Raw genomic sequence first — 16,183 nt, forward strand, 5'->3', positions numbered from 1 at the left:
TTATGGATTGCCTTTTTTATTTTTTTAATGCTCGAATAAATTCCTGCAACAACGGTGCATCGTCAGAATACGACATCGGTAAAGACGGTAGCTCCTCCCCTTTTTTCCAGGCAATTTCATATATAAAATTGTCGGGATCTGCGATAACTTGCTCTCCACCTATGATTTCCACATGAAAATAATGTACATCAATCTCAATACCTAGGGCTTTAAGTTCGTTTGACTTCGTATAAAGTTCTCTTATCACTTTTACTTCATAACCTGTCTCTTCAAAAAACTCTCGACGACAGCACTCTTCAAACGTTTCATTACCTTCGATACCACCACTAGGTACTGTCCATTTCTTCTCTTCACCTGGTGCTGCTTGAAGTACCATTAATACTTCTCCATTGCCATTTAAACAAACCCCTGCTGCACCTTGCCATTTATAAATACTCACTTAACAACCTCCTATTAACTACTTACCTAGTATATACGATTTTACTAATGCAAAGCGTTCACGGAAACGTACCTTTGCCTCAATAATTTTCGGCGTTTTTGCGGCAACGACATCCACTTTAAGTTTTAATCGATCAGCAAGCATCTTAGCTCTTTCTAAATGATAATCGCTTGAAATGATTGTTAGAGAGCTAATATCCTGATCCAATAACTCTAATGAATAAACAATATTCTCATAAGTAGTTGTTGCCTTTTCCTCTATTATAATTCGATTAGGGCTTAAACCATGCTCTACTAAATATGCTTGCATAACAGATCCCTCCGTTGCATCTTCATCCGGCCCTTGCCCACCCGACACAATTAAGTTGACGTGAGGATATTGCTTTGCATATTGTAACGCAGCATCTAAACGATAAGAAAGAGATTTCGACGGTACGTTCCCCTTCTTCACCTTTGCACCTAACACAAGTGCATACTCATTCGAGCCATCCGCTTTCGGCTCTGTTCCAGCTGATAGCCATCTAGTTGTCACAACCCAAAACGTTAAACCAGCTACGACAACAATGCTTCCTCCAATCATTAGAAGCCTCCTTATTAAACTTTTCAATATATCAACCTCTTCCACTTTTTATTTTTTACCGATAAAGATGATGGAAAAGATTCACAAACGAAAGCCATTATAAATCTTTCTCTAGTATTATTTTATGGGTACCTTTTTTACTTATAAATGTTTCGATTACATTAAAACCATACTTAATATTAAGAACAAGCATCGCTCGACGTTGGTTTCTCCCAATCGTACGAATTATTTTATACCCACTCTCCTGTACTATTTTATGCTGTAGCTCCATTAAGTACGAAGCAATTCCTTGACCACGGTAATCCGAATGAACCCCACCAAGCCAACTATAAAACTTCCCTTCTCCCATCTCATACCCTAATTTAAAACCAGCTAATCTAGCATTATCTATAGCTACACAGCACAGCAATTGAGGCTTCACCTTCAGCTCACTCACCTCTAGCTCTGCACCTTCAAATACATGCTTATGAAGATCTTGTATGCCTATAAGAATCTCTTTATTAGGAATGCCGTTGAAATATGTATAATTCATTTTTCTCTCTCCTTCTAATCATCAGCAAAAAGCTCATGTAAGATAGCTTGCCGATTATCTAAAAAACGTTTTGTTAAGATATAATGTAATGTTTCCTCATAGCGTACTCCTTGAATAGGCTGACTATCAAAATCATAAATAGTCGCCTCCGGATAACCAAGTAAAATAGGTGAATGTGTTGCAATAATAAACTGTGCTTCACCCTCTAAATCTTTCATAATGCGCATTAATGATAATTGTCTAGCAGGCGATAATGCTGCTTCGGGCTCATCTAATAAGTATATAGCTTTTTTACCAAATCTATTTTTAAAAAGTGAAAGAAACGCTTCTCCATGCGATTGTTGATGTAATGATTTTCCACCGTATGCTTTTAAATGCATAGGATCCGAATCGATATGTGATGCAAACTGATAAAACGTTTCCGCTCGAAGGAAAAAACCATTCATTACTTTTGGTGACCAAGACAACCGTAAATGGTTCCCTAATACAGATTCTGCAGCATGCACCTCATATAAATTGTTGCGACCTCCACCTGCAGTATTAAACTCACATTTATCAGCAATACCCTCTAGTAATGTCGATTTCCCGGAGCCATTTTCACCGACTAAAAACGTTACATTTTGTGTGAATTCTAATGTTTCAAGTACTTGTAATGAAGGAATATTGAACGGATATTCACTTAAATTTTCAGTACCGTCTTTTAATAAAGTTACTTTCTTTAGAAACATGCTATTTTCCTCCTTCTGAACATTTTCATAATTATAATAAAGATACCCTAAGAGCTATCAATGCTCCAAGGGTATTTAAATATTGCCTAAGTATAATAATTAATATCTGCCTTCTTATTGCATTTCCATTGGTTTCATCAGTAATTAATTCTCTAAAAAAGACTAGCTCATTAAATGTGAACTAGTCTTTTTCCATCTATCTCAACTTCTTATTCTTTCTTCTTTTAATTCTAAAAATCAAAAGTCCAATCATCAAGAGTAATCCTGCAAATCCAACAATCCACCATTTTGATATTGAGTTATTAATTTTCCCATTTTCACTATCGACATTTAATTGCTTGTTTGTTTTCACATATTCAGCATTAGTAAAAAATTGCTTGTCACTAGATTGTACAGCGACCGTTGCCAATTCATCTGAGTTTATTATTTCATCAAGAAATTTATTCTCCATAAAATCGGGAGTAGACCCTTGATGATCAATAACAAGAATTGAATGATTCCCTTTACTCCAAGGGTTTTCTTGGATCCAGCTAAATTGTTGAACCGTTTCCGAAACAAAGCCCTCATCACTTAATACTGCCTTATTTCCCTTATATGAAACTATCAAATCATTCACCTTTTTTTGTAACAAAGGTTGTTCATTCGGCCCGCCTATAAATATAACATTTGCTTTTTCAGCATCCTTAGCTGTTACTTGCTCAGCAGTTTTTAATTGTATAGTAGGTTGTTGAACACCTTGCAATATCGCATTATATAACTTGAGTAATTGCTCATCTAAAACATCTGTTTTTTTAGGTAAGACAACAATAGGCATCCCTTCTGTACTTACAAATGGATAAGGAAATGCAGCAAATGTAATCCCCTTTTGTTCATCAACATTTTGTATTATTGGTAATGTAAAAGTACTATCCTTCTCAATATAAATCCAACGTTTTTCATCTGTTTCTTTACAAGGATCATTCACGCCCAAACCAGTAGTTTGAAACTGCAAATCTATTAAACGGTTATCTTTAATTGCTTTAGCATCAATTGGTACACTTACATTGTAAATTCCATCCTTACTATCTGCTAATGTACGTAGATTCACCGAATGCGGAATATTATTTACATTTACGATTAATTCGATATTTGTACTATTGTCTAATTCCGATTGCTCTTTCATAGATGTAATACTTTCGGATTTTTTTAATTTTAGATTGAGTGTAAATGCCTTATTTAGTTGCGTATTAGGTGAGACATAGTAATAATAATGCGCGCTATTAGTACTCTGACTATCAAGCGTAATATTCTCTGCACCAAATTGTTCTAATGTGGCGCTACCATTCTGTGTCAAATTCAACTGTTTTGGTATATCCTTTACCGACAAATCTAAGCCACTCAGTTGTTTTGAGAATTGCGGATTAGTTAAAATAGCAATTCTATCTTCTAAATCAGTTGCCTTGTTAGCTGTTACAAACATTGCTGAAGTTTCTTGCTGTCCATGTTTTAATGTGCGAATGGATAGATGAAGTGCATCTGCCGTTTGCTTCACATTAGCATCTTGCCATAGTTTTTTTATATTGGAATTTGAAAATTCAGAGGGTACACCTATAAAAACTACATTCTGATTTAATTCTTTTATTTTCGATTCTCTAGTAATTTGTACTGCATTTTTTCTACCTGATTGATTTGATAAGAAATTAGTCATCTGAAGTGCACTGTTTAACGTATTTGTTGAAGGCTTATCTGGCATAACAATATATACAGGTTGTTCCTCAGTTCCTACAAAATTAGCTGGATAATCACCTAACGTAACATCTGTCTTTTTTACTAGACCCTCCAACTGATAATATGAATTGATATTAAGTGTAAGCCAATTAGCTGAAGTTCCTTGCTTTACACACATTCCTTCTTTAAGTACACCATAATATTTAACAGTTACAGCATGAATTCCTTCTTTCAGAGCATCACCTTTAAGTGGAATAGTCATTTCACGTACAGGCTTGTCCCCATTAATTGCGATTGATTTCACCATTTTATTATCTACACTAACTGATAGTGATGATGGCGCAATTAATAACTCAGAGTTTTCAGTATTCAAGACAATTTTACTTTCTTTTCCTTTTGCATCTGCTACTAATTCGTAGTAGAAAGTGACCTCACCTGCTGGGCCATTTAAAGTAATTGGCGCATTGGTAAAAGGTTGAGGTTGATTCGTGTCTTTAACATTATTCACTTTTATTCCATTGGCTGAAATTGTAGTATTTGCCTCACTTTTGGTTGGTGCCAAAGCCACAATAATTATGCATAATAAACTAGCTATTAATAACTGATATTGCTTCATGTTTTTTCCCCTTTATCTTTTTGTTCAAAGCGCTCTGTTTTATACCATTTCACTTCTTGTTTAAATAACACTCTTTTCATCTCTAAAAATAATGAATAAACAACTAAAACAATCCACATTTGAGAATAAGAAAAGTACATTAATATTACATAAAAGAAATTTGTCCGATTCATCTCAGCTTTCTCTATACTTAACGTAATCATTACCTCAGCTAAGAATAAAAGGAATGCCAGGATCCATAGTGCAAGAGCTACATTACCAATTGATAGATTTAGATCATAGAAGAGATTAATGATAAACAGAGTATTTGATAAAATAACACCGAAAAAGAATAGGAAGTACGTAAAGAAAAAGTAAAATAAATCAAAAATAATACTTTTACGTTTCAACTTAAAAAATTGCCCCAAGAACTTAAGGACGACATATTGATTTCCTCGGGCCCAGCGAGTTCGTTGCTTCCACCAAACATTTAGTGTTTCAGGCTCTTGCTCCCATGTTATAGCCTTAGGGAAAAACCTAATATGATAACCTTTATTGTAAACGCGAATGGTTAACTCAGTATCCTCAGCTAATGCTTTAACATCCCAGCCACCAAGTTCCTCTACAATACTTCGTCGAATAGCAAAGTTCGTACCAGGAATTGTCGCCACTTTGAACCATTTAAATCGGCCACCTTGCGCCATCCATTGAAAACAAATCGTTTCTATATTAATAAAACGAGTAAGCCAGGTTTTTGCCGCATTAATAACTCTAAATTTACCAACCACAGCTGCTGCCTTTGGATCATTTACTAATCCCATTACTAAATACCAAACTGACATTTTCTCCGGTGTATTATCTGCATCATAAACAACAATCACATCACTAGACGATTTTCTTAACGCCTCATTCAACGCAGAGGACTTACCCTTCCCCTTATTTGGAGGCTCAGTTTCAATAACACGAATAAAGGGGTGTTTTTCTGTAAACTGTCTTGCAATTTCACCTGTTCTATCTGAAGAATTATCATTTATAACAATTACTTCGAGTTTCTCTTTCGGATAATGTAACCGCGACATTGCTTGTAAAGTCTGCCCAATTACAACCTCTTCGTTATGCGCAGGTATAAAAACACTTACGGTTGGCAATTCAACCATTTTCTTTTCCCATTCAGGAATAACACGCTCAAATGTCCTAAAGTGAAGATAGCCACCTTGCATTAAGAACATATGGTATAAAAGCATAATCCATATTAAAAATAGCGCAATGTAAAATAATATATTAGCCATTTAAATTTCGCTCCTCAAACAATCGTTTTCGCAGCTTAGTACGTAAGCTCACAACATAAATAAAGAATGCTATAACAAATAAAGCGACAATAATTGCTAAGGTCCATAACACCATTTCAAATGGATTTTCTTCCATCCTTTGCTTTACCTTATCTGTCCATTTAATGTGAGATACTACGTTTAAGTCCCCATTTTTCTCTTGGTGAATCATAATGTTTTCAGACTGTACGATTTGTTTTGTTTTTCTTAAATCCAACCATTCTAAATTCGGTACCCCTTCTATTAAGCTCACCATTTCAGGCAAATATTCCATTCCTAAATATGGATGATAAAAGCCGCCAATGACTGAACCAGGAACCTGCTGCACTTTATTTATTTGTTCTTCCATATCTTTTAAGGGATCCGGACTACTTGGATCAATAAATCCAATCGTTTCAGGATATAATGTCATACCACTTAGTAGTGACGGCTTACTTATCATTAACGGCACAGCCATCCTCTTCCACGTATCATCTGATAATTGAATTTGCCCAAACATGGATGTGAATTGTTTTGCAATGATGTCATATCCTGTTGAACTCATTGCATAGTGTGGTGCCTCAAAGGAAATTGGGTACAATTTTAATTCTGTTAATTTTTCAATAGAGTGCTCCATTTTATCTTCAATATATTTCTTCTCTATCTCATCAATCGATCCCAAATATTGTTGATATGCTTTCTCTACCGAAAAATCAGATCTTTTTTTCATTTTTATAGGTTCATCGCTAGCGCTTATCGATGAAATTTTTTGATTGTTGATTGAATCCCAAAACTCGAAACCTTCGCCTGTTTCTGTATGTCGATACGTATGCGTATAGCCATGGGCAATAACCATACCACCTAAGCTTTGTAAATGCTGTAGCACTTTCACTAGCTTTTTACTATCTTTTAATTGCACTTGTTCTCCCGTCTCACTATTCACATAAACAGGAATTAGTGCCATATAAAAAGGAATACCCTTTTCTGCTAAATATTCACCCGTTTCCTTCACAAGCTTCGGATCTGATATAGGAGAGATATCCTCTAGACGAATATATGCCAGATGTTTTGCCGGTTCCTGCAAGTCTAGTAAACTAAATAATTCTCGTGACAAAATATAATTATCATCGGAAATAAAATTTGATTTTGCTATAAAAGATGTTTTACCGGCTTTCACAATAACAGGATACTTAGTATTTAGATTCGCACCTTCAACTAGCACTTCACTACCTTTTGGTGGTTTGACATATTCTATATTGATTAACTTAGAAAGTGGCTCTCCATCCAAAGTCCGAAGTGATTGCGTACCGAAGAATTGCCATTTTTCAAAGCGAGGGAGTTGTTCCGCATTTTTACCAAAAACAATTAAATGACCTTTAAAATTATTTATAGCCTTTAAAAAATCCGTTGGTAAATTACCTCTGTCTTCGCCTACAAATACTACGACGTCTATATTTTTTATGGTTTCAATTGTTACTTGTTGAACACTCGATAACTGAACTTGATCAGATATTCCTGCAAAAATCGCTTCAAGTAATAGAGTGTCTGAATTCGCTTTACCATTCGCTGACTGATAAGCTACCAATATTGTTGGTTTCTTCTGCTCTGTAGAGACTGTAGCAAATACAGGTATACTTTGAATGCACATCACCGTTATGATGGAAATCCCTAAAATCAACCGTTTATAGTTCATGAGAAACCATCTCACTTTCAACCCTACTGATAATCTCCTCATATGAAGTATCTAGTTTCGGCTCATATACAGAAAAACCAGTACGGAATGTCAAAGTTACATATTTGCCACTTAAAAGCTGATGTGTTTTGATCTTGCTAGCCAGTTTCTCAATTACTAAATCAATCGAATCGCCACCGGTTTCTGTCAATAAAATGGCAAAACGATCTGTATCATATCTGAATTTTTTATCTGTCAAACGCATTGCTTTATCCATTGTTTGAGCTAACCCCTGAAGCAAATGTTTTGTTTCTTTAGCGCCATAAAGTCTATTAAAATCTTTTAAGTGGTCAATCTGTAATAGAATTAAAGTAAAAGATTTACCATAACGGTCTACACGCATCATCTCTTCCTTTATCGCTATACCCATTCGATAGTTGTTATCAAAACCTGTTTCAACATCGACAGCGATAAAATTGCGTACTTCTTCTTGCAAACGCTGATTCAGCTTTTCCCGGGCAATAATAACTTCTTGCAAACGTCCTGCTATTAACACCAGAACAATCAGCATTAGCCCATATACCAAAAACAGCTGTACCGGCATTGTAAAGCTAATTACAAATGCATTTTCGGTGTAATTAAAATAAATCAAAACACTACCAATAATGAAGATGAATATTAAACTAAAAATCAGACCTGTTACTGTTCCCAATAACAAGCTCACAATAATTAAAATGATTAAAAAAACATATAAAAGAATTCCTTCACTTCCATAATCCCACATGAAATAAGAAGGAATTTGTAATAACAATATAAGTATTGTAATAAGCAATAGAGTTTGCTTATTTGCGTTTAAAAACCGCTCCATTCAATCTTCCTTTCTGCAATTAAAGGCAATAAGTTATCAAATGCATGTGTTTCTAGCGTTTCTACATCAATATAACCTCCGTAATACTCCTGCTTCTTATTACTTTGTTGTAAAATCAGCATTCTATTATAAAGTTGCTGAGCAAACTTCTTATCACCACGTTCTAATGAAAACAAGATCGCCAACGCATAAACCGAAGGAGCTTCATAATCGACTGTTGGCCTAAACGTCTCTGCATCATAACGACCAAATAGCTTTCCTCCGTTTTTAGCAAAATCCATTTTCAAAAATTTCATTAGCTTGTCCGTATTACCTTTCCATTGAGACGAATGATACCCGACATAAAGCTGGTCTATTAAGTTGATTTCTTCATCATAGAAATAAGTAGATTTTTCCAAATCGTAATACTTTGGGTAAAATCCATTCTTAGAGAGCGGAGCCTTTAATAGTAAATTACGGTTTGCTTTATATACATCAGACGATATTAATCCTTTACTCTGTAAATGATCAAAACCAGACGGAATGATATAGCTAATAGTTACTTCATTACTCTGTTTTTTACTTTTTAAATCTACGTAATCAACCATTAGGTTATCTTTCAATTGGACACTAACAAAACTTTCCCCTAACTGTTGAGCGAGTTTTGTATACGCTGGATTTTTCCATCGCACACCTGCATTAAACAGTGCATCCACAATACGTAAATCATCGATAGCAGCGTTTGCAGCTGCCTTCTCTTCTCCATTTAGCTCCCAAGCAATTAAATTATCGTTAGTTAAAAAATAGCTTCGTAGCACTTCAACTTGATTATGGAACTGATTATAGCTATCTCTTTCCACTAAATATTGCATCCATAATCCGACTGACTCAGATAAATAGTTATCAGATCGATCTGTCAAATTAGTGCGTATACGTCCATCCTTTTGGATAAGGTACTTTTGAGTAAATGCTTCTGTTTCAACTCTAGGTACCTCTGCTTGGAGCACTTTTAATTGCTTATCCGATTGTTCAAATGAAGAACACGAGCTTAAAATAAGTGTAGAAAATAGCAATAACATAGTTAGTATTCTCATATATAATACCCTTCCTATCAGGTCTACTAGATGACCAAAATTAGGAAATCTGATTTCCACGTCTATCAGCTACCCTTTTATGTCATTAGTAAACGTCCGTTAGATTTCCCCTCATACAGATATATTGAAATAATATAATTGTGCACCAGTTCCTTAGCACTTTTATAACTTAAATGTTATTTAATATTTTTTTCAATCTTCATTACTTCTTCTTGTTTAAAAAGTTTTATATTTATAGATTAAAAATGATTTATCAAAATAAAGCTATTAATATCTTACTTTTTTTAATGCGGCGGACAACTATTTTACTATATCGGCATATAAAAAAGCCGTTTTTAAACCCTTATTAATCAATTATTTACTATTACTTTCTATTGTTTAATTCTATTTTACTGCTTTACACCTTGTTTTTACACCAAAAAAATCAGGGATATATAACTACATAAAAAGTTATTTTTTTAAACACACATTATTTTTCTATGCAAAAATTGTTATACTCTTTGATAATATCCAGTAACATTAAAAATATAGATACACCTTCTATCTTTGTATATAAAAAGAGGTATCCCGAAGTCAAAAAATCGACTTATGAGATACCTCTTAGTTTTTATTTTTATTTAACACCTTTAAAACTTCTTGTACTGATATTATTATCGCCTACCTCAAAAGTTCAGCAAAAAGCCAGTGGCGAAATTGCCACTGGCTTTAAGTTATCCAAGTCATAAATTGCATTTCTTGAACCAGAAAACCCTCAGATATTAAAGTTCTACATTGTGATAAACTTGTTGAACATCGTCAAGTTCTTCTAGTGCATCAATTAGCTTTTCGAATTTTGCTAGGTCATCGCCTTCAAGTTGGATTTCAGTTTGAGGTAGCATTGTTAATTCTGCTACTGTGAATTCCGTAATACCTTGCTCTTTTAAAGCTTCTTGTACTGCGTTGAACTGAGTAGGTTCAGCATAAATAATTGTTGCTTCACCTTCGTCAAATACGTCACGTACATCAACATCAGCTTCAATCAGCATTTCAAGTACTTCCTCAGCTTCTTTTCCTTCGATACCGAATACAGCTGTAGGATCGAACATATAGGCTACAGAACCGCTGACACCCATGTTCCCGTTGTTTTTACCGTATGTAGCACGTACATCTGCAGCAGTACGGTTTACGTTATTTGTTAAAGCGTCAACGATGACCATTGAGCCATTCGGTCCGAAACCTTCATAACGAAGTTCATCAAAGTTTTCGTCCCCGCCACCTTTAGCTTTATCAATTGCACGGTCAATAATATGTTTTGGGACGCTGTATGTTTTAGCACGTTCTAAAACAACTTTTAATGCACCGTTAGATTCTGGATTAGGTTCCCCTTGTTTAGCAGCTACATAAATTTCACGTCCAAATTTAGCGTTGATACGGCTTGTACTTTGGTCTTTAGCAGCTTTTTTCTCTTTAATATTGTTCCACTTACGTCCCATGTATTTTCACTCTCTTTCAAATAGTCTACATATAAATGACGCGCGAGCATTTACTCTTGCCCACTTGAGGATAAGCCATTAATTTACTGTAGTATTATACACTATTTTCATAGCAATTAATATATTCGTCAAATGCGAAAATGGTGCTAAACTAGTCTTCTTCCGTTTTTTTTAGCGTTTTATACCTTTTTCTAGTTCCTATAAGTCTTTGGACTTGAAAGTATCGCCACCTTCAATTGTTCCATTCTGAAATCCCTGTTTAAACCATTTTACACGTTGCTTAGATGTACCATGCGTAAAACTTTCAGGTACTACATAACCACGAGCTTCTTTTTGGAGTGTATCATCACCGATAGCGTTCGCGGCAGTAAGTGCTTCTTCAATATCTCCTTCTTCTAAAAGGCCCTCTCCTTGTACATAATGGCTCCATACACCTGCATAGTAATCCGCTTGAAGCTCTAGCATAACTGAATATTTATTGTACTCAGCTTGCGATACTTTACCATTCATCTCGTGTACTTTTTCAGAAGTTCCTAACAATGTTTGTACATGGTGACCTACTTCATGTGCAACAACATAGGCCATGGCAAAATCCCCTGGCGCTTTAAATTGGTTCTTTAATTCTTGATAAAAACTTAAATCAAAATATAGCTTTTGATCTGCTGGACAATAGAATGGACCTACAGACGCACTAGCTGTCCCACATCCTGACTGTACGCTACCTGAAAATAACACGAGCGTTGGGTTTTTATATGTCATGCCTTCTTTTTTAAAGATTTCCGCCCAGACATCCTCAGTATCTGCGAGGACAACTTTAACAAAACTCGCTAGTTCTTCTTCCTCGGCAGTTGGAATATAAGTAGAGCTTTGCTGCTCCGTAGGAATAGACTGCTGGGAACCATTCAAAATATCTTGTGGATCACCGCCTAGCAATGTATAAAGGAGGACGATAATTATACCGATACCGCCTATGCCCCCTCCAATTACGGCAGGGCCTTTCATTCCTCTTCGATCCTCTACATTGGAACTTTGCCTTCTTCCTTTCCAATTCATCGTAATACATCTCCTTATTACTCTAACTTCATATATTTTTACCCATCTATTTATGCACCTAGTCACGAATAGTCAGAATACCCATTCAAGATAAAAATATAAGCTACTCTACACATCTCTTTCAAAATGGCAAAGTAGCTTACATTTTATTCTTTTAAAGAGTTTTTTTATTACTAAACTTTTTTTTATCACCAAAATGTCTAAGTTTATGAGTTAGACCAAACATTGCCGGTGTGAAGATTGGCATCAATAGTAGACTCATTAATACAAGTCCCACTATGACAACTAGCGCTACTTGTATCAATGTCAAAATGCCTGAAGGAATCAACGCAGCAAATGTACCACCTAAAATAATCGCTGCTGATAATACAACCGCACCAATATTTTTTGCTGCCTCTATTATTGCTTCACTCGAGTTCTGTTCAAGTTCATTGAATCGCATCATCATGAAAATACTATAATCTACTCCTAATGAAATTAGCATAATGAAGCCAAAGAAAGGAACATTCCAGCTTAATGCATCGATATCTAAAATATATTTACTGATTAATTCGCTAATTCCAAGTGATGAGTAATAGGCAATGATTAATGAAGCAATAATGATTATTGGTCTCCAAAGTGAACGTGTAATAATAGCTAGTACCACTCCAATACCTATAAGCATAATGATCATAGTTCTCGTAAAATCATTGCTCGAAATATCTTGTAAATCTAGATTTTGAGAAGATTTCCCACCTACTGCAATTTGCGTATTTTTTAACTCGCTATTTTTTGAAACTGATTCAATACGTTCATTGATTTTTTCAACGATATGCATTGCTTCTTTTGAGTATGGATTAACATCAAGAATGACCATTAATCTTGTCATTTCTCGATTTTCAGACATGTACATATCCAAGCTTTTTTGGAAATCCTCCCCCTCTATAACATTCTTAGGAACAAAGAATTTCGTAGTTGATTTTGAGTTACTAACGTTTCCTAAATAATCTTGTGCATTCGCTAGACCTGCACTAATTTCATTTAAACCATCTGTACTATCAGCAAGACCTTTTTGTAAAGTTTTCATGTCTTCTTGTAAATCAGAAAGTCCTGATTTCAATTGCTCCTGACCATTATTAATTTGAGTTAGTCCGGTTTGTAAATAGGGTAGATTACTAACAATTTGCTCAGATCCATTTTCACCTTTATCCAATCCTGATTTTAATTCTTGTGCTCCAATTTCAAGTTGCTTTACTCCCTGCTGAACATACGTTAAGGCATTATTAATTTTCGAGAATGAAATATTCGCTTTATTGAATGAATTCATCGCCTTCTTATACTGTGGCTCAATTCTATTCATTTGGTTTTTTAATACCAAGAACTCTAGCTGACCCGCTCGCGCTATACGTAGAGCAGTTCTTATATTTTCATCATTTTCTAATTCAGGATTTGTTTTAATCAGAGCCCTCATAGAAATTTCAATCTGTGTATACCCTTGTCTAGCGCCGATAATTGCATCACTCAAGGATGAAAAATATTGTGAAAATGTATTTAGGCCAGTATATAAATCTGCATAACCATCCTGTAATTCTCTAGTACCATCGGACAGTTTCGCAATATTGGTATTCAATTCATGTAAGCCTGTTTGAATTTGACCTGCTCCTGTTACACCATGTTGGAAGCCACTCGTTATTTTCTCCATTGCAGAATTCAATGCTAATATGCCTGATTTAACTTCTGTAGTACCGTCAATTAACTTTTGAACATTTTCAATCCCACTATCATCTGCATTACTAAGTCCATCCCCAGCCGTTGATAAACCATTATGAATAACTTCGATGCCCTCCTGTGCATTTCCTAAGCCACTATTAACTTGATCAGTTTGTCGGTTCAAGTAAAGTTCTTTCACTCGATTCCCTTCAGGTCTAGTTGATGAATACACCTTTGAAACACCGTTTATTTCTGCAATAGCTTGTGTTAATTCATCAAGTGCTTGTAGATACTTTTGGTTATCTAAAGTCTCTCTCCCTTTAATAACGATATTTGTTGGAGATGAGAAACCTGGTGGGAAATGCTCCTCAATAACTTTAATCCCTTGCTTCGACTCATAGCTATCGGCAATCTCAAGTAAATCGTTGTAATTCAATTCACCTGAATTTTTCATTATAAACGGTGTACATATAATGGCTACTAAAAGCAGCGCTAAAATAGGTCTAAAATAGGCATACTTCGCTAAAATTGACCATAGCTTGCTATCACCATGTCCTTCGAAACTTCTAACTGGCCAGAACATTTTTTTACCTAGTACGCTCATAAAGAAGGGGTTCAATGTGATAAGGACAAGTAATAAGACCCCCACACCTATTGCAACGAGTGAACTTGCCTTGTATAAAGGAAAATCTGAAAGGCTCAATGCTATAAAACCTATAAACACAGCTGCTCCACTATACAGAACAGTTTTCCCAGCAGTTTTATAAGTTGCTCTTATAGCTACTAAATAATCGCTAGTACCTCTAAGTTCTTTTTTAAACCGGGTATACAGTAAGATATTGTAATCTGTACCGATACCAAATAGCGCAACGACTAGGAACACTTGTGTAAAATTGGAGAATGGAAAATCCCACTTATCCACTAAATGTGCGATAGCTCCTAAAGAAACGATGTAAGCTATACCAACTGTTACTAAAGAAATCAATGGAACTACCGGTGAACGAAAAACTAGAATTAATACAACTACAATAAACATAATGGCAATAACTTCTGTCTTTGCAACACCATCTTGTGTAGACTTCGCAAAATCTCTAATGACCAAGTCATTTCCAGTTAAATATGTATCTACATTTTTTGATTGAATATATGTATTTAATTCTTTCTCAACATTTGAAATTTCACCTTGCTTTTTATCTATTGTAAATTGTGTCAAGATGGTTGTCCCATCTTCTGAAACAAGCTGCGATTTCACTTCCTTACTGTCTGTATGTGCCATCATGGCTGTAATACCTAAATCATTTTCGTGTTTTTTTAAACGAGTTATTATTGCATCAATTTCTTCTAATTGCTCACCGGATAATTTTTTATCCGTATTACTATGGAAGACTGCAGTGAAGGAATAGTGATCTCCTCTATTATCATTCATTTCTTTCATCATCTCAGCCGCAATTCCACTTTGCACTGCATTACTTACATGCTGTTGACCTTTTTCCTTAACAAGCCGGTCCATATTAGGCATTGTTAAAATCATAACTATTGTTATGATTAGCCATGCTACTAATGCTACCGACCTTACATTTATGTACTTTTTCAACTCTTTACACCTCTTATTCTAAAAAACACATATTATTAAACGCTCACTTCTTCAATTATCTTATAATTTCCCCGCTGACTTTTTAATGTATATTTCATATCTATTATAATTATTTGATAGATGTAAATATATATAAATAGTTTTTTATTATTTTTCATAGACTTTCACAAAATAAAAAAGATCCTCCTTTATAGGACGACCTTTTTGACTTCATTCTATGAGTCTCTTCAATTTCATTTGTGTAGTTTAATTTAAAAACCTTTTTACATCTTAAATAATCCATCACATGTCCTTATTTAGCTATTGATATAGGAAAAAACTTAAGCTTCACTTCGCCCTTCACTGCATTTTTTGAAATAAAGCCATATTCTCTACTATCAGAGCTTTCCAAACGATTATCTCCAAGAACAAAATAGCTGTTAGAAGGTACTACTTTTTCATCTGTTATTTCTTCTAACGTAAAATCATATGTAAAATGGCCTTCCAATAAATTTTCTTTCTTCGTATTTAAGTAAGGCTCATCATATTCCTTACCATTTATATAAAGAATGTCATCCTTCATTGCTACATGGTCACCTGGTAAGCCAATTACCCTTTTAATATATTTCTCGTCTGAGTCTGGCGCATCAAATACAATTATATCGAATCTTTCAATATGACTTAATTTACTTATTAGCACTTTATTGTCATCAACATATGTTGGCTCCATTGACTCTCCCCTAACTGTTATAGGTGCAATCAAAAACTGGCGACAAACAACAGCAATAATAACAGCGATGATAATGGGACGTAACCATGAAATTAGCTCTCTCTTTTGACTTTTTTCCACTTAAACTCTCCCCCTACTAAAGGTATTCCATATATTCATTCACTCA

The 16,183-nt window shown here is 34.8% G+C and carries 13 protein-coding genes; all 13 read right to left on the reverse strand.

The window, feature by feature from the left end:
- Positions 1–16 precede the first annotated feature (16 nt).
- The 13 genes from BK137_RS11455 to lepB all read right to left on the reverse strand — a co-directional run bounded on the left by BK137_RS11455 (position 17) and on the right by lepB (position 16,137).
- The gene (locus BK137_RS11455; RefSeq protein WP_038186602.1) at positions 17–433 is read right to left on the reverse strand and encodes an NUDIX hydrolase; all 417 of its coding nucleotides are present in this window, start codon (positions 431–433) and stop codon (positions 17–19) included.
- Positions 434–457: 24 nt separating this feature from the next.
- Positions 458–1,018 (reverse strand): YdcF family protein, encoded by a 561-nt coding sequence (locus BK137_RS11460; protein ID WP_179078266.1) that lies wholly within the window; start codon positions 1,016–1,018, stop codon positions 458–460.
- A gap of 97 nt (positions 1,019–1,115) precedes the next feature.
- A complete protein-coding gene (locus BK137_RS11465) occupies positions 1,116–1,550 on the reverse strand; it encodes a GNAT family N-acetyltransferase (protein WP_038186309.1) in 435 nt (144 codons plus the stop codon).
- A 14-nt stretch (positions 1,551–1,564) separates the two neighbouring features.
- On the reverse strand, positions 1,565–2,278 hold the full coding sequence (locus BK137_RS11470) for an AAA family ATPase (RefSeq protein WP_038186311.1): 714 nt from the start codon (positions 2,276–2,278) through the stop codon (positions 1,565–1,567).
- A gap of 196 nt (positions 2,279–2,474) precedes the next feature.
- The gene (locus tag BK137_RS11475) at positions 2,475–4,601 is read right to left on the reverse strand and encodes a cellulose biosynthesis cyclic di-GMP-binding regulatory protein BcsB (protein WP_038186314.1); all 2,127 of its coding nucleotides are present in this window, start codon (positions 4,599–4,601) and stop codon (positions 2,475–2,477) included.
- Positions 4,598–5,869, reverse strand: a complete 1,272-nt coding sequence (locus tag BK137_RS11480) for a glycosyltransferase family 2 protein (protein WP_038186316.1) — start codon at positions 5,867–5,869, stop codon at positions 4,598–4,600. Before BK137_RS11480 ends, BK137_RS11475 begins: the two co-directional genes overlap by 4 nt.
- A complete protein-coding gene (locus tag BK137_RS11485) occupies positions 5,862–7,580 on the reverse strand; it encodes a DUF2334 domain-containing protein (RefSeq protein ID WP_038186317.1) in 1,719 nt (572 codons plus the stop codon). The genes BK137_RS11480 and BK137_RS11485 overlap by 8 nt, the downstream gene beginning before the upstream one ends.
- Positions 7,570–8,427: a diguanylate cyclase domain-containing protein gene (locus BK137_RS11490; RefSeq protein ID WP_038186318.1), complete on the reverse strand. Its 858-nt coding sequence runs from the start codon at positions 8,425–8,427 to the stop codon at positions 7,570–7,572. Before BK137_RS11490 ends, BK137_RS11485 begins: the two co-directional genes overlap by 11 nt.
- On the reverse strand, positions 8,412–9,500 hold the full coding sequence (locus tag BK137_RS11495; protein WP_038186320.1) for a glycosyl hydrolase family 8: 1,089 nt from the start codon (positions 9,498–9,500) through the stop codon (positions 8,412–8,414). The genes BK137_RS11490 and BK137_RS11495 overlap by 16 nt, the downstream gene beginning before the upstream one ends.
- A gap of 758 nt (positions 9,501–10,258) precedes the next feature.
- Positions 10,259–10,972 carry a YebC/PmpR family DNA-binding transcriptional regulator gene (locus BK137_RS11500; protein WP_038186322.1) on the reverse strand — a complete coding sequence of 238 codons (714 nt, stop codon included), beginning with the start codon at positions 10,970–10,972 and terminating at the stop codon, positions 10,259–10,261.
- A 198-nt stretch (positions 10,973–11,170) separates the two neighbouring features.
- A complete protein-coding gene (ypfJ, locus tag BK137_RS11505; protein ID WP_038186323.1) occupies positions 11,171–12,025 on the reverse strand; it encodes a KPN_02809 family neutral zinc metallopeptidase in 855 nt (284 codons plus the stop codon).
- Positions 12,026–12,179: 154 nt separating this feature from the next.
- A complete protein-coding gene (locus BK137_RS11510) occupies positions 12,180–15,308 on the reverse strand; it encodes an MMPL family transporter (protein ID WP_038186325.1) in 3,129 nt (1,042 codons plus the stop codon).
- Positions 15,309–15,600: 292 nt separating this feature from the next.
- Positions 15,601–16,137 (reverse strand): signal peptidase I, encoded by a 537-nt coding sequence (gene lepB / locus BK137_RS11515; protein WP_038186327.1) that lies wholly within the window; start codon positions 16,135–16,137, stop codon positions 15,601–15,603.
- Positions 16,138–16,183: the final 46 nt, after the last annotated feature.

Origin of the sequence: Viridibacillus arenosi (assembly GCF_001955655.1) — a bacterium.
Lineage (GTDB): Bacteria > Bacillota > Bacilli > Bacillales_A > Planococcaceae > Viridibacillus > Viridibacillus arenosi.